This is a genomic window from Pseudomonas agarici, from assembly GCF_001543125.1.
GTDB classification, from domain to species: Bacteria; Pseudomonadota; Gammaproteobacteria; order Pseudomonadales; family Pseudomonadaceae; genus Aquipseudomonas; species Aquipseudomonas agarici.
This window is the reverse complement of sequence record NZ_CP014135.1, coordinates 1,843,124-1,865,606: the sequence shown is the minus strand read 5'-3', so window position 1 is coordinate 1,865,606 and position 22,483 is coordinate 1,843,124. Positions and strand designations below refer to the sequence as shown.

Below are 22,483 nucleotides of genomic sequence, written 5' to 3'. Positions count from 1 at the left end.
CGTCACTCTTTTTCGGGAGTGATCAAGCCTTCTCTTATGAGTGAAGGAAGGATCAGGTATTGATCCTCTTTGAAGAAATGCTCATCACAGTTGTTGCCACTGCCACTGCGATCAACCACCAGGAAGTCGTCGCGCTTTGCGATTGCCAATACCGGGTGGTGCCAGACCCCGCGATGGTAATTGATGCCCTGCCTGCCATTGCTGACGAAGGCGCGGACCAGACTTGATACTGGTGTATCGCCAAGGGGTGCGACCACGATCAAAAAGGCGTTGCCGAGCAGCGGAATAAACGCCTGGCTGCCCAGCGGATGGCGTTCAAGCATGCGTAGGGTCAGTGGCATGTCGAGTGCGTCTGCGCGGAAAATGCTGATGATCGCCTTGTCGCCAGGGATTGCCGTGTCGACCGTGGCCAGACGATGAAAGCGCTGGGTCGAACCGTTGTTGATCAGGAAGTGATCGCTGCCGTCGGTTTCGATCACGTCACCGAAAGGAGCGAAGGCTTCTTTGGTCAGGGATTCGATCGTCAGTGTGCGCATGGCTGTCTTCTTATTCGAATGCGGTGTGATTTGTTCTGCTGTGGTGGCGAGGAGCAAGCTCCCTCGCTGCAGGGCGCTGCGCTTATTTGGCGACTTTACCGAATACCCGCAGACGGCTCACGCCGCCATCGGGGAACACGTTCAGGCGGATATGGGTGATCGGTCCCAGGGCCTTGATCTGCTCGACAAAGCTGTGTTCGGCGTGCATTTCCAGCTTCTGGCTTGGCAGCAGTTCGCGCCAGAACAGGCTCTGGGTCTCGATCTGGCTGTCGGTGCCGCCCTTGACGAAGGCCGCCTGAATCGAGCAGCTGTCGGGGTAGTTGCCTTTGAAGTGTAAGGTGTCGACGATGATCTTCTCGATCTCGCCCGGATGACCCAGGGCGACGATTACCCAGTCATTGCCCGGGGTACGACGACGAGCGGTTTCCCAGCCGTCGCCCATGTTGATGCCACGGCCTGGATTGAGGATATTGTTCATGCGTCCGAAATGTTCGTCGGAGCAGGCCAGCGCGCGTCCCCCGTTGAGGGCGGCGGCCAGGTCGATCTGTTCGTGGTCGTCTGTGGCCGACCAGTCGCGATAGGGGATACCGTGGACTCGCAGGCGAGCCACGCCACCGTCCGGATAGATGTTGAAGCGCAGATGGCTGAAGGCCTGATCGTGGCTGATAGCGTGATAGTGGTGGCTGTTGCCTTGCAATTCGACGGCACCGAGCACTTCGACCCACTGGGTGTTTTCATCGGGTTCGCCGTGGCTCAGGAAGCAGGCTTCCAGCGAGGCCGATGGCGGGTAGTTGCCGGTGAAGAATGAGGTGTCGATATCCACGCCCTTGATCGAGCCGGGCACGCCCAGGCGGATCACCGCGCTGTCGTGGCCTTCGAAGCGCTTGCGACGCGATTCCCAGCCGTCCATCCACTTGCCGTTGTCATCGAACACACCCTCTTTCCATACCGCCGGGGTCGGCTGGAACAGGCGGTTGGCGTCGGCGAACCAGTCATCGGTGACGGAAACGATTTGGGTGCCCAGGCGGGCATCGGCCAGGTTGAGGAATTTCTCGAAAGGTACGGCATAAGTTTTCATTGTTCATGTCTGCCTTTGAAGAATAGGTGGCTGGGAATACCACAGGCCCCTGCGCACTTTCGGGCCAAGGTCCCTATAGAGCCAGTAACCGAAACAGGGCAATCTTGTTGATCTGCGCCAGCGCGCAGTTGAACTCCGTGTCCTGCGGGTTGTGGAGACGTGTTTCGAACGCGGCGAGAATCTGCTGCCGATTACTGCCTGTTACCGCCATGATGAAGGGGAACTTGAATTTGGCCTTATAGGCCTGGTTCAGCTCGGTGAAACGCTGGAATTCTTCGGCCGTGCAGTGCTGGATACCGGCACCGGCTTGCTCATGGGCGCTGGCCGCGCTGAGTTGGCCCTGGACGGCGGCTTTACCCGCCAGGTCCGGGTGGGCGTTGATCAATGCCAACTGGCTGGCATGATCGGCGTTTAACAGGATGTCGCTCATGCGCTGGTGCAGAGTGTCGATCTGGTCGATACCGCTGTCCTGGCCCAAGTCGAAGGCCTGTTCGGCGACCCATGGCGAATGTTCATAAATATCGGCAAAGGCTTCGACAAACGCCGTGCGGCTCAGGGTCGATGGCTTTAGGGTCCGGAAAGTACTCATTTCATTGGCGCCTGGTACGGGTGGGTGGCATGCCAGTGACGGGCGATATCGACCCGGCGACTGAACCAGACCCGATCGAAGCCCTTCACATATTCGATGAAACGCTGCAGCGCGGCCAGGCGCGCCGGGCGCCCGGTCAGCCGGCAGTGCAGGCCGATGGAAAGCATTTTCGGCGCCTCGGCGCCTTCGGCGTAGAGCACATCGAAAGCGTCCTTGAGGTACTGGTAGAAATCGTTGCCCTGGTTGAAACCCTGTACCTGGGTGAAGCGCATGTCGTTGGTGTCCAGTGTGTACGGGATCACCAGGTGCGGTTTACCGGTTGGGTTGTCCGGTTCCCAGTAGGGCAGGTCATCGTCGTAGGTGTCCGAGTCGTAGAGGAAGCCGCCTTCCTCCATCATCAGCCTGCGGGTGTTCGGCCCGGTACGACCGGTGTACCAGCCCAGCGGCCGCTCTCCGCTGACTTCGCTGAGGATGCGGATGGCGTCGAGCATATGCTCACGCTCTTGCACCTCGTCGATGTACTGGTAGTCGATCCAGCGGTAGCCGTGGCTGCAGATTTCGTGGCCGGCCTCGACCATGGCGCGAATAACGTCTGGGTGGCGCTGGGCGGCCATGGCCACGGCAAAGATGGTCAATGGGATGTCGAAGGATCTGAACAATTTGAGAATCCGCCAGACGCCGGCGCGACTGCCATACTCATAGAGCGATTCCATGCTCATGTTGCGTTCGCCTTGCAGCGGCTGCGCCGCGACCATCTCCGAGAGAAAACATTCGGATTCCTTGTCGCCGTGCAGGATATTGCGCTCGCCGCCCTCTTCGTAGTTGAGCACGAAAGATAAGGCGATACGGGCATTTCCCGGCCAATGGGGGTGAGGAGGCTTATCGCCGTAACCGATCAGGTCGCGTGGATAGTCAGGGCTCACTGCCGTCTTCCTTCTTGTCCGTGGTAACGGTTGCGTGGTGTCACAGTGAAAGCTTTATTGTATACAACTCTGTGATCACCTTGTCAGCCACGTTTTTTCATGTCTACCAAAAAAACCTGTTTGGTCGCTTGATAGAAATGGGCTTGATCGATCAACTAATAAACGAAAAACCCTTAGTCCACGGTCTTTCTGTCAATGTTAGCAACGTTCGGAACATGCGCCATAAAGTGCGAAATTTATTGTGTACAATTTTTATTGAAGGTGTCTTAATCATTTCGTCGCCGCCCTCTTAGAGCTTTCCCGGCCGTGCGGCACGCCTTTATCCACTGATTCCGGGAGGCGCGAAGCCCGGTCTGCCAGCAGGGCAGGCGGGCACGCAGAAGCAATGGGACGTTTGACTACGCATGTTTTGGATGCCGCACAGGGTTGCCCCGGCCGTTCGATCAAGGTCGAACTGTATCGGGTCGAAGGCACGCAACTGAAACGGGTGGCCAGTGCCCGAACCAACGACGACGGGCGCTGCGATGCGCCGTTGCTGCAGGGGAGCGACTACCGTTGCGGGGTCTATCAGTTGCAGTTTCATGCTGGCGACTACTATCGGGCCTGTGGCGTGACGCTACCGGAGCCGGCCTTTCTCGACGTGGTGGTGCTGCGCTTTGGCATCAGCGCAGAACAGGACCACTATCACGTCCCTCTGTTGATCTCGCCTTACAGTTATTCGACCTACAAAGGAAGCTAGTGGCCTGTGTGGCGAGTTCTGTTAGTCGGGTTGACCGGCAAATCTGGAAATACTTAAAGCGGCCTCAGGGGCGGTTTGTCTTTTCCGGCGCAGGCACCTTTGCGACCATCAAAGTCCTAGCGAAAGCTTGGTTTCCTATCCACTTGAAGGGGGTGTCGTCCATGAAATATCCAGTCGTAGCTTTTTTGGCTTTCGGTTTGTTGAGCCAGGTCGCCGGTGCGCAGACAGCCGAGGATTGCGCTGCCAACCAGGCGTCGATGAATGAGTGTGTGGGCAAGGAGTTCAAGAAAGTCGATGACGATTTGAACAAGTACTACAAGACGCAGATGGACTACCTGAAGACCCAGGCTTCCAAGGACGCACTCAGGGATGCCCAACGCAAATGGCTGGCTTTTCGCGATGCCGACTGCCTGTACCGGAATGGCCGGCCGGCGGATGGCGGCTCGCTGTGGCCAATGCTCAATCTGCAATGCAAGACTGAGCTGACCAACCAGCGCGCGGCGCAGTTGAAGAGCTACACCGAGTGCCGCGATGAAACCAACAACTGTCCGAATTGACTGGTGCCGACATCAGGCAGCGGCAAACCGCTGATTCAGGTAAGCGATGATCGTCTGGGATTCGTACATCCAGGTGGTCTGGCCATTTTCTTCGATACGCAGGCATGGCACTTTGATCTTGCCGCCTTGTTCGAGCAGCGTCTGTCGATGGTGTTCGTCGTTCTTCGCGTCACGCAGCGCCACCGGCAGGTTCAGGCGGCGCAGGGTACGGCGGGTCTTTACGCAGAACGGACAGGCGTGGAACTGATACAGGGTCAGGTCGCGGGCGGCGGCATCGACCTTGGCCTGGGCGGCGGCGGTGCGCTGCTGCTTGCGTGGTCGGGTGAGGAAGTCGATGAAGATGATGAGCTGGCCGAGGCCGACTCGGAGTGCTTTGACGAACACGGTATAGCCTCGCGGGCGGTGAAGAAGAGGGTACGCAGCTTACCTGATTTTTCCCGCTCGAAAAAAACCGGCGATGGGCGCCGGTTTTTTTCAGGTCGCCACATCTTATTTGATCAGCGCCAGGAACTCGCTACGGGTCGCGGCGTTTTCGCGGAATTCACCGAGCATCACCGAAGTGATCATCGACGAGTTCTGTTTTTCCACGCCACGCATCATCATGCACATGTGCTGGGCTTCGATCACCACGGCCACGCCCAGGGCGCCGGTCACCTGCTGGACCGCATCGGCGATCTGGCGGCTGAGGTTTTCCTGGATCTGCAGGCGCCGGGCATACATGTCGACGATCCGTGCGACCTTCGACAGGCCCAATACCTTGCCACTCGGGATATAGGCAACATGGGCCTTGCCGATGAACGGTAGCAAGTGGTGTTCGCACAGCGAGTAGAGCTCGATGTCCTTGACCAGCACCATTTCGCTGTTGTCGGAACTGAACAAGGCACCGTTGGTGACTTCTTCCAGGGTCTGTTCGTAACCGCGGCAAAGATACTGCATGGCTTTGGCCGCGCGCTTGGGCGTGTCCAGCAGGCCCTCGCGGGAGACGTCCTCGCCGAGTTGGCCGAGAATCGCCGTATAGTTTTGTTCCAGGGACATGAAGCTACCTGTGGGAGTCTGCGCAAAGGAATAAGGATACGGCGGCTGACAGCCGCCTGCAAACTCATGATAGTCCAATTATTCGTCGCGGCCTTCCATCATGGTGCGCTTGAGCATCACATACACCGCGCCCGCGCCGCCGTGTTTCGGCTGGCAGGAGGTGAAGCCGAGCACCTGGGCATGCTGGCGCAACCAGGTGTTGACGTGGCTCTTGATCATGGGGCGCTTGCCGTCCAGACGCACGGCCTTGCCATGGGTGACTCGCACGCAACGGATTTCGAACCGGGTCGCTTCGCCAAGAAATGCCCAGAGGGTTTCCCGGGCCTTTTCCACGCTCATGCCGTGCAGGTCGAGGCTGCCTTCGAAGGGAATCTGGGCGGCCTTGAGCTTGCGCATCTGGCTGTCCTGCACACCGTCGCGGGACCAGTGCAGCTCGTCTTCAGGGCCGACATCGATGACGAACTGATCGGACAGGCCATCCACCGTCGTGGATTCGCTGCGCACGGTCGCCGCCTGGCGTAGCTTGGCCAGTTGTGCGCGGTCGGACCTGGGTTTGCCGGTATCGGCACGATCGTGCTTGAGCGGCTTTACACCACGGATTTCGCTTTTGAACAGGGAAAAATCATCGTCTTGCATGTCAATCTCCGCAGGAGTCGCCAGTTTACCTAAGTCATAGGGCGCAAGTCACAGGCCGATTCCCGGGAGAGGATTTATCAATCGTGTTTCTTCATCAGGTGCGGGGCCAGGTTTAGCGCCTGGTTACGCTGTGTCCGGCGTCGGCTGCGCCGCCAGAGCCAGACACCGCCATACAGCACCAGTAACCCCACCACCAGGATCACCGCCGAGCCGCTGGTGGTGGCGTTCAGGTCGCCCATGGCCGGTGCATGTCCCAGCAGGCTGGCGGCACCGGCCATGGTCAGCAACACCCCGAAGGTTGCCAACAGCGCCGCGAAACCGGCGCCTAAACGCGAGCGCCAGGTGCTCTGGCATTTGGGGCGCAGGCGGCGAGCGTCAAAACCATCGGATATCTTCATTCCGATTTCCTCTATGAGTATCGGCCCTTCGACCGGGAGATGGTCGGCTTGTTCCTGATGCGGTTGGGAAATCGGAAAATGACGGGTGGTTAGGCGCCTGTAACAGATGGGCGGTCGTAACGACGGCCCATCCTGCCCGAACTCAGATCAAGTCCTTGGTCAGGGCCAGGGTGGCGAAGTTGTCGGCCATGATCGCCATTTCAGTGTGTTGGACCTGCTCGGCACTGATGATCTGGCCCTTGTAGGAGAGGTCGCGGGTGGCACAGGCGTCTTCCACCAGAGTGCAGCGAAAGCCAAGGTTCTTGGCGGCGCGCACGGTGGTGCTGACACTGGAGTGGCTCATGAAGCCGCAGACGATCAGGTCCAGCGACCCGAGGTCTTGCAGGTGTTTCTCCAGACCTGTGCCATGAAAGGCGCTGGGCAGCAGCTTGCCGATCAGGGTTTCGTCGCCCTGGGGTTCGAGGCCGGGGATGAACTCGCCACGTTCGCCCTGTGGGTCGAACAACCCACCGACTGTGCCCAGGTGGCGGATATGCACGATTGGCCGACCCGCCGCACGGGCGGCGGCGACCAACTGCTTGATGTTGCCGACGGCCGCCTGCATGCCGGACAGCGCGAGCGGGCCGCTGAGGTATTCTTTCTGGGCATCGATGATCAACAGGCTGGCATGGTTCAGATTAGCTGCGGCATAACCACGACCGCTGAGTTGAAACATCGTTTTTGGAACGGACATTCTGGGGCTCCTTTGAGTGGGGCTTTTGTCGCATTGTCCTCTGGCTGAGCGCTTATGTGAATCGCTACCGGCACAGGCGGTGTGATTATTGGCTTGTAGCCGTGTCGAGGGGCGACGGCGGAGGTCGCAAAGCCGCTCCATGATATCTTTTTGCCTTGTTTTTACCCGATGTCTATTTGGCTGTTAGAATTGCCCGTTGTTTTTTCAGGAGTCTACCCGTGATCACTTCCCGCCTGCGTACCCTGCGTGACCACATTCGTTGGGCTGTCAGCCGTTTTCATGGCGCGGATCTGTTTTTCGGTCACGGCACCGACAACGCGTGGGACGAGGCACGTCAATTGGTGCTGGGCGCGCTGCACTTGCCCTGGGAAATCGCCGACAGCTACCTCGACTGCCACCTGGAGGAGGACGAGCTGACCTATCTGCAGCATCTGCTCAAGCGTCGTATCGAAGATCGGGTGCCGACCGCTTACCTGCTGGGCGAGGCCTGGTTCTGCGGGTTGTCGTTCATCGTCGATGAGCGCGTGCTGATCCCGCGCTCGCCGATCGGCGAACTGATCGAAAGCCGCTTCGCTCCCTGGCTCGGCGCGGAGCCGGCGCGAATCCTCGACCTGTGTACAGGTTCTGGTTGCATCGGCATTGCCTGCGCCTACACGTTCGAGCAGGCGCAAGTGCTGTTGGCCGACGTGTCCTTCCCGGCGCTGGAAGTGGCGAACCAGAATATCGAGCGTCATGGTCTCGATGAGCGAGTGTTCACGGTCCAGGGCGATGGTTTCGACGGCTTGCCGGGACAGCGCTTCGACCTGATCGTATCCAACCCGCCCTATGTCGATGCCGAGGATTTCGCCGACATGCCGGACGAGTACCAGCATGAGCCGGAGTTGGGCCTGGCCTGCGGCGAAGATGGCTTGAACCTGGTGCGGCGGATGCTCGCCGAAGCGGCGGATCACTTGACCGAGAAAGGCTTGCTGATCGTCGAGGTGGGCAATAGTCAGGTCCACGTCGAGGCCCTGTACCCGGAAGTGGATTTTGCCTGGCTGGACTTCGAGCGTGGTGGGCACGGAGTGTTCATGCTGACGGCGCCACAGTGCCGTGAACATCAAGCGTTGTTCGCCTCCAGGGTCTGAGTCGACGCAGGAGCGCCACCTCTGTTAGCGGTGTGTGGCCATCCAGATCAATAGCCCGGCCTGGAACATCGCAAAGGCCACCAGGCAGGTGATGGTGAAGCGCAGCCCGCTGTCTTCGCGTTTGAACTTGCCGACGCGCTCTTCCTGTTGGCGCAGCTTGACCTCCTGTTCCATCAGGTTTTGTTCGGCATTTTGCAACATCTGCGCTGCCTCGAGAATTTCCACGAATTGCAGCTTCTCGGTGTTCCACTGGGCCAGCAGTTCGCCAACCTGCAGGTCCTTGTAACTGCCCTTGAGGTGCAGGGGGTCGGCGTAGACCACGTCGAAACCCTGGACTCGCAAGAAGTGATCGCGGCGCAGACGGGTGTCCTCGCTCAGCGCGTCCTTGTTCTGCAAGGCTGCGCCATCGACCCGGTAATGCGACCATTTTTTTTGCGCCCAGATGGCGCCCTGCGCCACCAGGAAACGACCGATCCCACGATTCCACGGTTCCACCTGTAAACCACTCTCGGGCCTGAAATGCACGCGTTTGGTGGTGTGATCGACCCACATGTCCAACTGATTCTGTTCCTTGCGCACCCGTTGCGCCGGTAACTGGATACTCATGCGCAGCAGGCTGCGTTCCTTGTGGTTGCGCTCGGCATAGCCGAATTGGACAAATCGCAGCGGTCGCCCGCCAGTAGCCCGGTCAGTAGCCAGCGGCGCCAGACGCAACATCTTGAAATGCTCGGGTTGCACATCTGCCCACGGCAGATCAACCGGCGCGGATTCCACGGCTTCGGCGTTGCTTTCGGGTGACGCTTGGGTATCAGTCATTCGGTGAGATCCTGTCCGTGTCCAGCTTGCCGGTCACACTATCGATACCGGCAAGGGCCTTATCGGCCGTTTCTGTCAGGACTGGAGTGAAAAATCGTCTCAATGGGGAGTGAGCCCGTCGATAAAGGTGCTGATCGGTCCTTCCAGTGCGGCCGTCAGAGGCTGTTGCGGGTCGTTATAGGAAGCCAATTGAGACGGGATGTCGTTGGACACAATGCGCAGGACATGATTCATGCCCTCAACCAGCACCAGCCGTGCATTGGGTTTGGCCTTCTTCAGGTTTTCTGCGTCGGCGACACTCACTTGGATGTCATGACGTCCTTGGATAATCAGTGCTGGCATTTTTAACCGACCGAAGGCCGCCGCCGGGTCCTGGCGGAACAGGCTGATCAGGTAGGGCTGGACGCTGGGACGGAAGATCGGCTCCAGTGGCGGTGGGATATCGTTGTCCAGCCGCCCGGCCTTGAGGCTGTCGAGCAGCTCGTTGCTACGCAGCAGCAACGCCGGCGGCAGTTGATGGGCCAGTTGCTGGCGGACCACCTGATCGACCGGACGACCGCTGCCGGATAGGGAAATGACCCCGACGGCATCCAGCTTCGGCGCGGCGAGGGTGGCGATCAACGCGCCTTCGCTGTGGCCCAGGAGGATGAGCGGCCCCAGGCTCGGGTCGGCCTTGAGTTTCTCGCCCCAGGCGACGGCATCGGCGACATAGCCTTCGACACTCAGATGGCGTTCATCGGGTTCGGCAGACAGGCTCGCCGCCACGCCGCGCTTATCATAGCGCAGGCTGGCGATATTGTGCCTGGCCAGCAGCCAGGCCAGGCGCTTGAGACTGTCGTTGCGTGCGCCGTCGGGGTTGTTGCCGTCCCGGTCGGTGGGGCCGGAGCCGGCTATGATCAGCACCACCGGTACCGGCGTGGCCGATTTTGGCAGCAACAGCGAGCCGAACAGCTCGCCGCTACCGATGTTCAGGCTGATCGGTCGTTGCAGCACCACGCCCGCTTGGGTGAAACCGCTGAACAAGGTCAAGGTAAGGAGCAAAATACGTAGCATCATCACGCCATTATGAACAAGGTGTCGGTTGGACTCGCGCCTGGCGCTAAGGTTCGAGGATGAACTACTTGGACAGCCTGCGTATACTGGGCCGCTCGGTTATCTCTAGATCTGATTCGCGGAGCCCCTGCATGTCCGGCAATACCTACGGCAAGCTGTTCACTGTCACCACCGCTGGCGAAAGCCATGGCCCGGCGTTGGTCGCCATTGTCGATGGCTGCCCGCCGGGCCTGGAGCTGTCGCCAGAGGACCTGCAACGCGACCTCGACCGCCGCAAGCCCGGCACTAGTCGGCACACCACCCAGCGTCAGGAAGCCGATGAAGTGGAGATTCTTTCGGGGGTCTTCGAAGGTCGCACCACCGGTTGCCCCATCGGCCTGTTGATCCGCAATACCGACCAGAAGTCCAAGGACTACTCGGCGATCAAGGACCTGTTCCGTCCCGCCCATGCCGACTATAGCTACCACCACAAATACGGTGAACGCGACTATCGGGGTGGTGGCCGCAGCTCGGCCCGGGAAACTGCAATACGCGTTGCCGCCGGTGCCATTGCGAAGAAATTTCTGGCGAGCCGGGGCATTGTCATTCGCGGCTATATGAGCCAGCTAGGCCCTATCGAAATCCCGTTCAAGAGCTGGGACTCGGTGGAGCGGAACGCCTTTTTCAGCGCGGATCCGGACAAGGTGCCTGAGTTGGAAGCTTATATGGACCAGTTGCGCCGCGACCAGGATTCGGTCGGCGCGAAAATCACCGTGGTCGCCGAAGGCGTGATGCCGGGCCTTGGCGAGCCGATCTTCGATCGCCTGGATGCCGAGCTTGCGCATGCGCTGATGAGCATCAACGCGGTCAAGGGCGTGGAAATCGGCGCCGGGTTCGCCTGTGTGGCCCAGCGTGGTACGGAACATCGCGACGAAATGACCCCGCAAGGTTTTCTCAGCAACAACGCCGGCGGCATTCTTGGCGGCATTTCCTCCGGCCAGCCGATTGTCGCGCACTTGGCGCTCAAGCCGACGTCGAGTATCACCACGTCGGGTCGCTCCATCGATATCCATGGCAATCCGGTGGATGTGATCACCAAGGGACGCCATGACCCGTGCGTCGGCATCCGTGCCACGCCGATTGCCGAGGCGATGATGGCCATTGTCCTGATGGATCACCTGTTGCGTCATCGCGGGCAAAATGCGGATGTGCGCGTGAGCACCCCGGTACTGGGCCAGTTGTAATGTCCGCAGCACCGCTCCCTTACTGGCGGCTGTCCGGTTTCTATCTGTTCTACTTTGCCCTGCTAGGGGCGACGGCACCGTTTCTGGCACTGTACTTTCACCACCTGGGCTTTGCTCCGGCGCGGATTGGCGAACTGGTAGCCGTTCCCATGCTGATGCGCTGCGTGGCGCCGAATATCTGGGGCTGGCTGGGTGACTTCACTGGCCAGCGCCTGGCGATCGTGCGTTTTGGCGCGGTCTGCACACTGCTGGCGTTTTCCCTGATTTTCTTTGACAAAAGCTACGCCTGGCTGGCGCTGGTGATGGCCCTTCACGCGTTCTTCTGGCATGCGGTGCTGCCGCAGTTCGAAGTCATCACCCTGGCGCACTTGCAGAGCCAGCCCGCGCGTTACAGCCAGATCCGCCTGTGGGGCTCGATCGGTTTCATCCTCACCGTGGTGGCGTTGGGGCGACTGTTCGAATGGCTGAGCCTGGATATCTATCCGGTGGTCATTGTGGTGATCATGAGCGGTATCGTCCTGAGCAGCGTCTGGGTGCCCAATGCCCAGCCGGTGAGCCAGGCCAACCGTCCTGCGGGCGAGGGATTTCTCAAGCAACTTCGCAGCTCTGGGGTGCTGGCCTTCTATGGCTGTGTCGCGCTGATGCAGATGAGCTACGGTCCTTATTACACCTTCCTGACCCTGCACCTTGAGGATCTCGGCTATGGCCGTGGCCTGATCGGTCTGCTCTGGGCTTTGGGCGTGGTCGCGGAAGTCCTGATGTTCCTGGCCATGAGCCGGATCCTCGTGCATTTCTCCGTGCGCCAGGTGCTGTTGGCCAGTTTTCTCCTGGCAGCCTTGCGCTGGTTGTTGTTGGGCTCGTTCGCCGAGCATCTGTGGGTGCTGTTGTTCGCCCAACTGTTGCACGCCGCCACTTTCGGCAGCTTTCACGCTGCGGCCATCCATTTTGTGCAACGCAGCTTCGGTGCGCGCCAGCAAGGACAGGGTCAGGCTTTATATGCGGCCTTGTCCGGCATTGGCGGAGCCGTAGGTGCTTTGTACGCCGGCTACAGTTGGAAGGCCCTGGGGCCGACCCTGACATTCAGTATTGCCAGCCTGGCGGCCCTGGCGGCCGCGATGATTATTGCCACCCGCATGCAAGAGGAACGGCCCTGAGCCCGACCCAAGGAAAGAGAGCCTAATGAGCAGTCTGTCCGTTTACCCTGTTGCCACCCCGGAACTTGCCAACAAGGTCTTGACCCACGTCGACGACATTGCCTCGACCCTGGCGGAACACGGTGTTCGTTTCGAACGCCGATCCGCTGCGACGCCGATTCGCGCCGGAGCCAGTCGGGAGGAAGTGATTGGCGCTTATCAGTTGCAGATCGATCAACTGATGAGTGAGCACGGTGGCGCGACTGTCGAGGTCATCAGCCTCGACAACGGCCATCCTCGGCAAGCCGAGTGGTGCGCGGCAGGCTTCGCCGAACAACATCACGCGGCCAACGAAATACGTTTCTTCGTCGCCGGTCGCGGCCTGCTCAGCCTGCACATGGGTGACTATGTCTATGCCGTGCTGTGCGAGCGCAATGATCTGGTTTCGCTGCCGGCTGGCACGCGTCACTGGTTCGACATGGGGGAGCACCCGCGCTGCGTAGTTATTTGTCTGTTTGATCGGCCTGAGGGGCGAGTGGCCAGTTTCACCGGCGAAGATATCGCTAGCCACTTTCCGCGTCTTGACGAGTGAATCCAAGCGACATTAAACATGTGATGACCGGCAGGAGCGATTAAAGCTTGAGTCGGAGTCGCATGTTTTAAGTTGTAGGATGTTGCCTATTGAAATGTCGGGCATCCCTGTTTGTGTGTGCAGTTGGTTGTTAAATGCTGCTTCTGTGTAACTCTCTGTTTTTGATAGTTGCGCATTTGTTGCCAGAAAAACCTGGCGACGGTCGTGCGATTTATTGAAATTCACAGGGAGAAACAGACATGAGCATTCCCAAGAGGCTGGATGCCGTTATCGGGCATACGGTCAGGCTCCGAGCGGTCGACATGGTGGATTTGCGCGAGCCACTTAAACAGGATGTTGTCCAAGTGGTGTTGCTGCCGGGTTTGAGCAAGCCCAGGAGAAACCGTCTCGCCAAAGCCAAGGCCCTGAGCGAAAAGGAACTGGAAGTGCTCAGGTGGGCGAGGGCGGGAAAGACGGTATGGGAAATCAGCGTGATCCGCGAGGTGTCGCAAGCCACGGTGAAGCATCACTTACGCAACATTTATCACAAGCTCGGAGTGAGCAACCGCGCGCATGCGGTCGGCGAAGCCGTTAGCCGCGGCTTGGTGTAGGGGGTTATAGCGCGGGGTACAGGGATGTGGTGGGCCACGGGCGGCTAGGCGAAGCGGCGGCTTCCACCCCTGCTTGCAACCCGTGGCCGAAGGTCTGCCGTTGACTCAATAATAGGTCGGCAGGGCAAAGCGGTTCTGGCTCTGCAACAGCGAAATCGACGGCAACTCGCTGGCCTCGCCAGCCAGGTCACGACGAATTGCACTGATCACCCAGGTCAGTTGTTCGGCGGTATGTAACTGGGCGTAGGAAATTGAACGCCGGACCTGCTTGCCATCGCTGTCACGTAGGGTCAGCAACACACCGCCGTCAGGACGCGATTGGGTGGTCACTTCGTAGTTGGAGAACACAGAGGAGAATTTTTCCTGGATGAGGTTCATGTCGATCAGCTCCATCAGTTCATGAATGGCTAGGCATGGACTGATAGGTGCAGTGATTGTGCCAGTATGCTTTTTTAAAAAAATATATATAAATCAATTTGTTATATTTTTTTAACTTCGAGCAGTCGTGCAAATTGCAAGAATAGCCACCGTGCATCCTGCATTTTGCCCTTTGGCCGTCGAGACTGACGGTTGCCCAGAATGCAAAGCTTTTCAAAACCTTCATGGGCGGTATTGCGCGAGGCGAGGTTATTTTTCGCGGCGGGGCAGGTAGTGGATAGATGGGGCTATTCATGCTAACAAGCCCCGTTATTGATCGTGACTATGGAAACGCTTGAAAAATAAGGCATGACAAGGAAACTTCTGCTCGGGAAACTAACGACCTAGATTTTCTAGTTCTCGTTTAGCCACAGGGAGTCCAACATGTCCGATCAAGCCCGACAAATGACCGAAGAGGAAGCCGCCGAGTTTGCCGAACAGGTATTCGACGTGGCACGCAAAGGTGATGCGCCATTGCTGGCGGCGTTGCTGAGCAAAGGCCTACCGGCGAACTTGCGCAATCACAAAGGCGATACCCTGTTGATGCTTGCCAGTTATCACGGGCACATCGATGCCGTGCGGGTATTGCTCGAGCATCAGGCCGATCCGGAAATCCGCAACGACAACGGCCAGAGTCCGATTGCCGGAGCCGCCTTCAAGGGCGACCTGCCGATGGTCAAGCTGTTGATCGAAAGCGGCGCTCAGGTCGAGGGCGCTTCGGCGGACGGTCGCACGGCCTTGATGATGGCTGCGATGTTCAACCGCACCAGCATTGTCGAGTACCTGCTCAGCCAGGGTGCCGATCCTCAGGCCAGGGACGCCAACGGTGTCACTGCCCTGGCGGCGGCGCGGACCATGGGCGCGACCGACACCGTGAACCAGTTGCAACGACTCGACGCCTGAGGGGCGCGGCGCGGGTTTTGAACCCGCGCCGGCATTTGCGCTATCCTTCGCGGCCCCGAACAACCCAAGGTCGCAGGATCCCGTCATGAAAGCCGCCCTTATCGAACTCATCAGTCAAATCAGCTCCGGCTGCATGGGCGAGACCGAGATCCAGCAGATCGCCGACGAAGCGGCCCAGGCTTATGCCGATGCAACGGGATTTCTGGCGGCCAATCCGGATATCAATTACGACGAGAGCTTCCCGATTGCCCTGGGCGAATGGGTGGTGGTCGGCAGTCTGCCGGAAACCGTGTTGTTCCAGGCGGACACCTATATGGAGTTGTTCGCGCAGATCGTCGACTCCTTCGGCAAGGATGTTTCGTTCAATATCAAGCCCAGGCAACTGTCCAAGGTCGAGGCGCTGACGGCACTGAAGCGGATTCAGATTCAGCTCGGCAGCATGAATCCGGAAATGGGTGGCTATGTCCTGATGAATTTCAGCCAGCCGCTGGATGACGAATTGCAGGCGGTCCTGGTCTACGGCAACGACCTGCCACGGGTCCTGGCGTTGTGCGAGCGAGTCGGCATCGCCGCTGCACCGTCCCTGGAAGCCCTGCGGATCGCCTTGCACGTCTGAGCGGCAAAATAACGGAACCCTGTCCTCAGCCGGCTATCCTAAGGAAGGTAAATCCTCATTCAGGAGCAACACCATGGGTTCAACCTTCAATGGCCTCGTTGGCCTGATCATTCTGGTCCTGGATATCTGGGCGATCATCAATGTGCTGAAAAGCGGCGCTGAAAACGGAATGAAAATCCTCTGGATATTGCTGATCATCCTGTTGCCGGTGCTGGGCCTGATTATCTGGGCGATTGCCGGACCCAGGGGCAATGTGCGGCTCTAGATCGGGAGCGGCGGTTTGTGTGGCAAGTTCTGTGAGTCAAGTTCGGCGCCACCGGCCCCTGCTTGCGTGGCTGTTGCTCGCCATGGCGGGGCACGTGCCTCGGCCATGGATGCTGATGGCCGAACTTGAGTTAACCCGTTCGTACCGGCCACCAGACGACAGTAGATGACGACCTCCTGCCGGCGCCGGGAGCATTGCTTCGCCAGGTTGTTTTTTATGTGTCAAAACGTGCGCCAGACGAAATTTTCACATTCCGTCACAGACAATTCCTGCGCATGATTGACCTCTCGCTTCTTGCAATCCGCCGTTTTAGAGCGGTTTTCGGCTTGGGCGAGGAAATATTTCAACAGCGACCGACAATGCACGGGTGGTAAACCATCGATGATCGTGCAACATTTGCCGGCTTCGCGCCGCTCTCATGATCCATCGAGGGTTGGGCGCTGCTGAACCCGACTTTCCAACTTGAATCCTACGAGTCCCAAACCGACATGGCAAACCCGGACGCCCTGAGCAAGCAGCGCCCCTCAACGTGCCTGCTGCAACCGACAGTTAAGTCTCATCTGGCCTATACGCTGTTGTGCGCATTGATCATGATGGTGATGTTCACCCTGCTGCGGGTTGCATTGCTGGTCTATAACCGCGAGATGATTCTCGACACCCCGGCTTCGACCTTTATCGAGGCATTCGGCAACGGGCTGCGTTTTGATATCCGCATCGTGGTCTACTTCTGCATTCCGTTGACGCTGGCCTTGCTCAGTGCCCGGGCAATGGCCGCTCGCGGCCTGTTCCGCCTCTGGCTGACTGTGGCGTCGAGCCTCGCGCTGTTCTTTGGGCTGATGGAGATGGACTTCTACCGCGAGTTCCACCAGCGGCTCAACGGCCTGGTGTTCCAGTACGTGAAGGAAGACCCGAAAACCGTCATGAGCATGCTCTGGTATGGTTTTCCAGTGGCCCGCTACCTGCTGGCCTGGGCTGTGGGCACGGTGATATTGAGCCTGCTGTTCAAGGGGGCCGATCGTCTGACCCGCCCCCGTGCCACCTTCAGTGCAAGCGCTGGCGCCCGCGCCGTGGCGCCGTGGTACGCCCGGATCGTGCTGTTCGTGGTGCTGTTGCTGATCTGTGTCGTGGCGGCTCGCGGCACTCTGCGCCAGGGGCCGCCGCTGCGCTGGGGGGATGCCTATACCACCAATTCAAACTTCGCCAACCAGCTAGGCCTCAATGGTTCGTTGACGCTGATCTCGGCGGCCCATAGCCGCTTGTCCGATGATCGCGACAATATCTGGAAAGCCACTCTGCAACAGCCACTGGCCCAGCAGACCGTGCGCGACATGCTGCTGACCGGCGACGACAAACTGGTCGAGAGCGATATCGCCGCGATCCGCCGGGACACCACGCCACCGGCGCAGAATACCCTGGCAATCAAGAACGTGGTGGTGATCCTGATGGAAAGCTTCGCCGGGCACTCGGTGGGCGCTCTGGGTCGTCCCGGCAACATCACCCCATACTTTGACCAGCTGTCGAAGGAGGGCCTGTTGTTCGACCGCTTCTTCTCCAACGGCACCCATACCCACCAGGGCATGTTCGCGACCATGGCCTGTTTCCCGAACCTGCCGGGTTTCGAGTACTTGATGCAGACGCCAGAGGGCAGCCACAAGCTATCGGGCCTGCCGCAACTGCTTAGCGCTCGCCAGTATGACGATGTGTATGTCTACAACGGCGATTTCGCCTGGGACAACCAGTCGGGGTTTTTCGGCAGCCAGGGCATGACCACCTTTATTGGCCGTAACGACTTCGTCAACCCGGTGTTCTCCGATCCCACCTGGGGCGTCTCCGACCAGGACATGTTCGACCGCAGCCTGGAGGAGCTCAAGACCCGTGGTGAGTCGGGCAAACCGTTCTATGCGCTGCTGCAGACCCTGTCCAACCACACCCCGTATGCGCTGCCGACGCCGCTGCCGGTGGAACGGGTGACCAACCGTGGCTCCCTCAACGAGCACCTGACGGCGATGCGTTATGCCGACTGGGCGCTGGGGCAGTTCTTCGAGAAGGCCCGCAAGGAGCCTTACTTCAAGGAGACTCTGTTCGTGGTGGTCGGCGACCATGGTTTTGGCAACGACGAGCAGATCACCGAAATGGACCTGGGGCGCTTCAACGTACCGCTGCTGCTGATCGGTCCGGGGATTCAGGAAAAGTTCGGTGCGCGCCGCGACACCGTGGGCACCCAGATCGATATCGTCCCGACCATCATGGGACGCCTGGGTGGCGAGTTCCGCCAGCAGTGCTGGGGGCGTGACCTGCTCAACCTGCCGGAAGGCGATAAGGGCATCGGCATGATCAAGCCATCGGGTAACGAGCCGACCGTAGCGATCATCCACGGCGATCATATCCTGGTCCAGCCCAAGGATGTGCCGGCCAAGGTCTGGCGCTACCAGCTAGGCGCCAATCCTGTTGGCGAAGTGATCCCCGACTCACCGGACGAGGCTGAGCTGAAGCAGAAACTGGGTTCGTTCATCCAGACCGCGACCCAGAGCCTGCTGGATAACACGGCAGGTGTTGCTCCGACCAAATAATGCCGTCCGTGGATTATCCGTCGACATGAAAAGCGTCCCGAGCTGTCGGGGCGTTTAATCAGATGCTCAACCCCAACACCCTGCGAGAGTGGCGCTTTTGCAGGGTGTTTTTATGCGCGGACCATCACTCCGATTAACAGGCGCCATGATCGAGCTGCGCTTTTGCCTGAGGCATTGTGCAATCTGCAGGGCGGCCGACAAGTTGTGGGTCAAGGTCCGGCAGTCGGTGCGAGAGGTTATCGAATGGGGACTGTGTTCAGGTATTCCCGCAACGAAAGTTCTGATTGGCAAAGGTATGAAATCTTATTCTGTAGGGCGAATCGGCCATGTCGGTAAGGGCAGGCTGATTTGCTGCGCCTGCATTGAAGGCCGTGGTCGGGCCGGGCAGTCTTGGCCGCTCATAAACCCTGTGAGGATGAGTGCCATGCTTGTATTGAGCCGCGTCGTGGGCGAGATGATTTCCATCGGCGATAACATCACCGTGCGAGTTCTCGCCGTTAACGGCAACCATGTGCGTTTTGGTGTGGAAGCACCCAAACACGTCAATGTACATCGTGCCGAAATCTATCGGCGGATTCTGACAAAGGGAGAGCCTGGCGTCCCTGCCCGCGAGCCGGTGGCCTGAGGTCAGTCGAAGAACTCCCTGGGTACTGCGTGCTTGGGGAGCAATTGGCATTGTTGGCTTTCCAGGTCGAAGAAAATCACCGCCTGGCCTTTGCTCAGCGCTTTTCGTACCCGCAGCACACGGGTTTCCTGGGGGGTGTCATCGCCGTTGTCGGTGCCGTCGCGGCTGACGAAATCTTCGATCAGCCGGGTCAGGGTGTCGGGTTCGAGTTGGTCGTAGGGAATCAGCATGGCAAGTTATCTTCAGGAATCCGCGGCATGCTACTGCCACCAGCCCAGTCCGGCTACCGGTAATGCGGCGGGGCACCGGAGCATCTGGCGGCGAATACCTTCAGTCGAGTGGATTGCGCTGGCCGATCAAGCTGTCCACTGATGGCACTCGGGTGTCGCTTTCCATCTGGGTCTCGTGTTCCAGTTGATGGCTGAAACGGTCGAGGGAGCCGGTGGCCGGCTGTGCATCGCTGGCGAACACCGGCGGGCTGAGCATATAGGCACCGAGCAGGCGGCTCAACGCTGCCAGGCTGTCGATATGGGTTCTCTCATAACCGTGGGTGGCATCGCAGCCGAATGCCAGCAGCGCCATGCGACTGTCATGCCCGGCGGTGGCCGCCGAATGGGCATCGCTGAAATAGTAGCGAAACAGGTCGCGGCGCACCGGCAGTTCGTTCTCGGTCGCCAGCCTCAGCAGATGGCGCGACAGATGGTAGTCATACGGCCCCCCGGAGTCCTGCATCGCCACGCTCACCGCATGCTCGTTCGAATGTTGGCCCGGCGCGACCGGGGCAATATCGATGCCGACGAATTCGCTGACATCCCAGGGCAATGCCGCTGCCGCGCCGCTACCGGTTTCCTCGGTAATGGTGAACAGCGGATGGCAGTCGATCGGTGGTTGCGCATCGCTTTCGACAATCGCCTTGAGGGCGGTGAGCAGGGCGGCGACCCCGGCCTTGTCATCGAGGTGGCGGGCGCTGATATGACCACTGCCGGTGAATTCCGGTAACGGATCGAAGGCGACGAAATCACCCACGCTGATGCCCAGTGAGTCGCAATCGGCACGGGTTGAGCAGTAGGCGTCAAGACGCAGTTCGACATGATCCCAACTGACCGGCAGTTCATCCACCGCCGTGTTGAAGGCGTGTCCGGAGGCCAGTAGCGGCAATACGCTGCCGCGGATCACCCCTGTATCGGTGAACAGGCTGACCCGGCTGCCCTCGGCAAAGCGACTCGACCAGCAGCCAACCGGCGCCAGGCTCAGGCGCCCGTTGTCCTTGATCGCCCGCACAGCGGCGCCGATGGTGTCGAGGTGAGCCGATACGGCGCGGTCGGGACTTTTCTGGTGGCCCTTGAGGGTGGCGCGCAGGGTGCCGCGTCGGGTCAGTTCGAAGGGAATGCCCAACTCCTCCAGACGTTCGGCGACATAACGCACGATGGTGTCGGTGAACCCCGTCGGGCTGGGAATGGCGAGCATTTCCAGCAAGACTCGTTGCAGGTAGTCGAGATCGGGTTGTGCAATAGCGGTGTTCATGGTCGCTCCTTCTTGCATGAGAATTCTTGCGCGGAAAAGGCAACGATCCGCGCTACTTCATCACGTTGGCAGGCTATGGGGAAACAGCAGATCGATAAAACGCTCGGCTGTGGGCTGTGGTTCATGGTTGGCCAGCCCGCAGCGTTCATTGGCTTCAATGAAAACGTAGTCCGGCTGGTCCGCCGCGCAAACCATCAGGTCGAGCCCGACCACTGGGATATCCAAGGCCCGCGCCGCACGCACGGCGACCTCGGCCAGCGTCGGATGGAGGATGGTCGTGACGTCTTCCAGGCTGCCACCAGTGTGCAGATTGGCGGTGCGGCGCACCGCCAGCTGTTCGCCCGGAGCCAATACCGTGTCGTAGTCATGGCCGGCTGCCCGCAGGGTATGCTGGGTTTGCGCATCGAGAGGAATCCGGCTCTCACCGCCGGTGGCCGCTTGGCGGCGACGACTCTGTGCTTCGATCAGCGCGCCGATACTGTGGTGGCCATCGCCGACCACCTGGGCCGGATGCCGGATGGCGGCAGCCACCACTTCGAAACCGATCACCACGATGCGCAGGTCCAAGCCTTCGTGAAAGCTCTCCAGCAGCACCCGGCTGTCGAAGGCGCGGGCAGCCTCGATGGCTTGCGCCACTTCGTCGCCGGTGCGCAGGTCCACGGCCACCCCCTGTCCCTGTTCACCATCGAGGGGTTTGACGACGATGCGCCCATGGGCTTGGAGAAATGCCCGATTGTCGGTGACCGTGCCGGCGCGCTGCTGGTGAGGCACCTTCAGGCCGGCTTGCTGGAGCACCCGGTGGGTCAGGCTCTTGTCCTGGCACAGGCTCATGCTGATGGCGCTGGTCAGGTCGGTCAGCGACTCCCGGCAGCGTACTCGCCGCCCACCGTGACTGAGGGTGAACATACCGGCCGAAGCGTCGTCGACCTGCACGTCGATCCCGCGTCGGTGGGCTTCGTCTACCAGGATCCGTGCATAGGGGTTGAATTCGGCCTCGGGTCCTGGCCCGAGGAACAACGGTTGGTTGATGCCATTCTTGCGCTTGATGGTGAAGGTACTGAGGGTGCGGAACCCAAGCTTGGCGTACAGGCTCTTAGCCTGGCGATTGTCGTGCAGCACCGACAGGTCCAGGTGGCTCAGGCCACGACTCATGAAGTGCTCGATCAGGTGACGCGCCAGCACTTCGCCGACCCCCGGCCGGCTGCAATTGGGGTCCACCGCCAGGCACCAGAGGCTGCATCCGTGTTCCGGATCATGGAAGGCCTTCTGGTGGTTGAGGCCCATGACGCTGCCGATCAAGGCGCCGCTGTCCTCGTCTTCCGCCAGCCAGTACACCGGACCGCCCTGATGGCGCGGGGTCAGTAAGCGCGGGTCGATGGGTAGCATGTCGCGGGCGATGTAGAGTGGGTTGATCGCTTGCCAGTCTGCGAGGGTCTGCGCCCGGCGAATACGGAAACCGCGAAACACCCGGGTGGCCGGCCGGTAATCGCTGAACCACAGGCGCAGCGTGTCGGAGGGATCGAGAAATAGCTGTTGCGGCGCTTGGGCAAGCACCTGTTGGGGCGCGGCGACATACAGCGCTATGTCGCGCTCGCCAGGCTGTTCGTGCAACAGCGCTTCGGCCAGTCCGGCGGGATCGGCGAAGGTGTGCCCGATCAGCAGCCGGCCCCAGCCGCAATGCACCGCCACCGCTTGGGTGGCCGGTTCGTTGCCGTCTTCGGCGTGGCGTGCCTGCAGGCGTTCGTAGGACGGTGGCTGGCCGCGCAGCAGGCGTTGGCTGTAAGCCGTGGCATGAGCTTTCATCG

At 59.8% G+C, this 22,483-nt stretch carries 26 protein-coding genes and 1 pseudogene; 12 read left to right on the top strand and 15 right to left on the bottom strand.

Annotation, left to right across the window (positions count from 1 at the left end; all coding sequences use genetic code 11):
* Positions 1 to 2: 2 nt before the first annotated feature.
* The 4 genes from AWM79_RS08150 to puuE form a co-directional block, all read right to left on the bottom strand.
* Positions 3 to 536, bottom strand: coding sequence for an ureidoglycolate lyase (locus AWM79_RS08150; protein ID WP_017131553.1), 534 nt, complete (start codon positions 534 to 536; stop codon positions 3 to 5).
* Between the two features lie 82 nt (positions 537 to 618).
* Positions 619 to 1,614, bottom strand: a complete 996-nt coding sequence (gene alc / locus AWM79_RS08145; protein ID WP_017131552.1) for an allantoicase — start codon at positions 1,612 to 1,614, stop codon at positions 619 to 621.
* A 73-nt stretch (positions 1,615 to 1,687) separates the two neighbouring features.
* Positions 1,688 to 2,203 (bottom strand): 2-oxo-4-hydroxy-4-carboxy-5-ureidoimidazoline decarboxylase, encoded by a 516-nt coding sequence (gene uraD, locus AWM79_RS08140; protein WP_017131551.1) that lies wholly within the window; start codon positions 2,201 to 2,203, stop codon positions 1,688 to 1,690.
* Positions 2,200 to 3,126: an allantoinase PuuE gene (puuE, locus tag AWM79_RS08135; protein ID WP_060782576.1), complete on the bottom strand. Its 927-nt coding sequence runs from the start codon at positions 3,124 to 3,126 to the stop codon at positions 2,200 to 2,202. Before puuE ends, uraD begins: the two co-directional genes overlap by 4 nt.
* Before the next feature lie 385 nt (positions 3,127 to 3,511).
* Between puuE and uraH the strand changes: the two genes are divergently transcribed.
* The gene (gene uraH / locus AWM79_RS08130) at positions 3,512 to 3,865 is read left to right on the top strand and encodes a hydroxyisourate hydrolase (RefSeq protein ID WP_017131549.1); all 354 of its coding nucleotides are present in this window, start codon (positions 3,512 to 3,514) and stop codon (positions 3,863 to 3,865) included.
* Between the two features lie 161 nt (positions 3,866 to 4,026).
* Positions 4,027 to 4,422 (top strand): lysozyme inhibitor LprI family protein, encoded by a 396-nt coding sequence (locus AWM79_RS08125; RefSeq protein ID WP_017131547.1) that lies wholly within the window; start codon positions 4,027 to 4,029, stop codon positions 4,420 to 4,422.
* Positions 4,423 to 4,434: 12 nt separating this feature from the next.
* On the opposite strand, the gene AWM79_RS08120 is transcribed toward AWM79_RS08125, so the two are convergent.
* The 5 genes from AWM79_RS08120 to AWM79_RS08100 form a co-directional block, all read right to left on the bottom strand.
* Entirely contained in the window at positions 4,435 to 4,806 is a 372-nt protein-coding gene (locus AWM79_RS08120; protein ID WP_017131546.1) for a glutathione S-transferase N-terminal domain-containing protein, read from the bottom strand.
* Between the two features lie 105 nt (positions 4,807 to 4,911).
* Entirely contained in the window at positions 4,912 to 5,457 is a 546-nt protein-coding gene (folE, locus tag AWM79_RS08115; protein WP_017131545.1) for a GTP cyclohydrolase I FolE, read from the bottom strand.
* Positions 5,458 to 5,535: 78 nt separating this feature from the next.
* Positions 5,536 to 6,093 (bottom strand): Smr/MutS family protein, encoded by a 558-nt coding sequence (locus AWM79_RS08110; RefSeq protein ID WP_017131544.1) that lies wholly within the window; start codon positions 6,091 to 6,093, stop codon positions 5,536 to 5,538.
* A 77-nt stretch (positions 6,094 to 6,170) separates the two neighbouring features.
* Complete coding sequence (locus AWM79_RS08105; RefSeq protein WP_017131543.1) at positions 6,171 to 6,491, bottom strand: hypothetical protein; 321 nt, start codon at positions 6,489 to 6,491, stop codon at positions 6,171 to 6,173.
* 142 nt (positions 6,492 to 6,633) lie between these two features.
* Positions 6,634 to 7,224: a cysteine hydrolase family protein gene (locus AWM79_RS08100; protein ID WP_026013126.1), complete on the bottom strand. Its 591-nt coding sequence runs from the start codon at positions 7,222 to 7,224 to the stop codon at positions 6,634 to 6,636.
* Positions 7,225 to 7,442: 218 nt separating this feature from the next.
* On the opposite strand from AWM79_RS08100, the gene prmB reads away from it, so the two are divergent.
* On the top strand, positions 7,443 to 8,351 hold the full coding sequence (gene prmB, locus AWM79_RS08095; protein ID WP_017131541.1) for a 50S ribosomal protein L3 N(5)-glutamine methyltransferase: 909 nt from the start codon (positions 7,443 to 7,445) through the stop codon (positions 8,349 to 8,351).
* A gap of 24 nt (positions 8,352 to 8,375) precedes the next feature.
* On the opposite strand, the gene AWM79_RS08090 is transcribed toward prmB, so the two are convergent.
* Together AWM79_RS08090 and AWM79_RS08085 are read right to left on the bottom strand one after the other, a co-directional pair.
* Positions 8,376 to 9,167 carry a hypothetical protein gene (locus tag AWM79_RS08090; RefSeq protein ID WP_017131540.1) on the bottom strand — a complete coding sequence of 264 codons (792 nt, stop codon included), beginning with the start codon at positions 9,165 to 9,167 and terminating at the stop codon, positions 8,376 to 8,378.
* A 99-nt stretch (positions 9,168 to 9,266) separates the two neighbouring features.
* The gene (locus AWM79_RS08085) at positions 9,267 to 10,223 is read right to left on the bottom strand and encodes an alpha/beta hydrolase (RefSeq protein WP_060782575.1); all 957 of its coding nucleotides are present in this window, start codon (positions 10,221 to 10,223) and stop codon (positions 9,267 to 9,269) included.
* A gap of 128 nt (positions 10,224 to 10,351) precedes the next feature.
* On the opposite strand from AWM79_RS08085, the gene aroC reads away from it, so the two are divergent.
* From aroC to AWM79_RS25980, 4 genes and pseudogenes are all read left to right on the top strand, one after another.
* Entirely contained in the window at positions 10,352 to 11,443 is a 1,092-nt protein-coding gene (aroC, locus tag AWM79_RS08080; protein ID WP_060782574.1) for a chorismate synthase, read from the top strand.
* On the top strand, positions 11,443 to 12,597 hold the full coding sequence (locus AWM79_RS08075; protein WP_017131537.1) for an MFS transporter: 1,155 nt from the start codon (positions 11,443 to 11,445) through the stop codon (positions 12,595 to 12,597). Before aroC ends, AWM79_RS08075 begins: the two co-directional genes overlap by 1 nt.
* A 25-nt stretch (positions 12,598 to 12,622) precedes the next feature.
* The gene (locus AWM79_RS08070; protein ID WP_060782573.1) at positions 12,623 to 13,168 is read left to right on the top strand and encodes a 1,2-dihydroxy-3-keto-5-methylthiopentene dioxygenase; all 546 of its coding nucleotides are present in this window, start codon (positions 12,623 to 12,625) and stop codon (positions 13,166 to 13,168) included.
* A gap of 410 nt (positions 13,169 to 13,578) precedes the next feature.
* Positions 13,579 to 13,758, top strand: a pseudogene (locus AWM79_RS25980) (helix-turn-helix domain-containing protein); the annotation flags it as partial.
* A gap of 105 nt (positions 13,759 to 13,863) precedes the next feature.
* Here the strand turns inward: AWM79_RS25980 and AWM79_RS08060 are convergent.
* Positions 13,864 to 14,136, bottom strand: coding sequence for a DUF3509 domain-containing protein (locus AWM79_RS08060; protein ID WP_026013123.1), 273 nt, complete (start codon positions 14,134 to 14,136; stop codon positions 13,864 to 13,866).
* Between the two features lie 423 nt (positions 14,137 to 14,559).
* Here AWM79_RS08060 and AWM79_RS08055 point away from each other — a divergent pair, with 423 nt between their 5' ends.
* From AWM79_RS08055 to csrA, 5 genes are all read left to right on the top strand, one after another.
* Positions 14,560 to 15,078: an ankyrin repeat domain-containing protein gene (locus tag AWM79_RS08055; RefSeq protein WP_017131533.1), complete on the top strand. Its 519-nt coding sequence runs from the start codon at positions 14,560 to 14,562 to the stop codon at positions 15,076 to 15,078.
* Positions 15,079 to 15,163: 85 nt separating this feature from the next.
* On the top strand, positions 15,164 to 15,694 hold the full coding sequence (locus tag AWM79_RS08050; protein WP_017131532.1) for a hypothetical protein: 531 nt from the start codon (positions 15,164 to 15,166) through the stop codon (positions 15,692 to 15,694).
* A gap of 73 nt (positions 15,695 to 15,767) precedes the next feature.
* Positions 15,768 to 15,959 carry a PLDc N-terminal domain-containing protein gene (locus tag AWM79_RS08045; RefSeq protein WP_060782572.1) on the top strand — a complete coding sequence of 64 codons (192 nt, stop codon included), beginning with the start codon at positions 15,768 to 15,770 and terminating at the stop codon, positions 15,957 to 15,959.
* 488 nt (positions 15,960 to 16,447) lie between these two features.
* Entirely contained in the window at positions 16,448 to 18,529 is a 2,082-nt protein-coding gene (locus tag AWM79_RS08040) for an LTA synthase family protein (protein ID WP_060782571.1), read from the top strand.
* A gap of 424 nt (positions 18,530 to 18,953) precedes the next feature.
* Complete coding sequence (gene csrA / locus AWM79_RS08035) at positions 18,954 to 19,154, top strand: carbon storage regulator CsrA (protein ID WP_017131529.1); 201 nt, start codon at positions 18,954 to 18,956, stop codon at positions 19,152 to 19,154.
* 2 nt (positions 19,155 to 19,156) lie between these two features.
* On the opposite strand, the gene AWM79_RS08030 is transcribed toward csrA, so the two are convergent.
* The 3 genes from AWM79_RS08030 to ngg form a co-directional block, all read right to left on the bottom strand.
* A complete protein-coding gene (locus AWM79_RS08030) occupies positions 19,157 to 19,384 on the bottom strand; it encodes a YheU family protein (RefSeq protein ID WP_017131528.1) in 228 nt (75 codons plus the stop codon).
* Positions 19,385 to 19,484: 100 nt separating this feature from the next.
* Complete coding sequence (locus tag AWM79_RS08025) at positions 19,485 to 20,678, bottom strand: osmoprotectant NAGGN system M42 family peptidase (RefSeq protein ID WP_060782570.1); 1,194 nt, start codon at positions 20,676 to 20,678, stop codon at positions 19,485 to 19,487.
* A 60-nt stretch (positions 20,679 to 20,738) separates the two neighbouring features.
* Positions 20,739 to 22,481, bottom strand: a complete 1,743-nt coding sequence (ngg, locus tag AWM79_RS08020) for an N-acetylglutaminylglutamine synthetase (RefSeq protein WP_060782569.1) — start codon at positions 22,479 to 22,481, stop codon at positions 20,739 to 20,741.
* Positions 22,482 to 22,483: the final 2 nt, after the last annotated feature.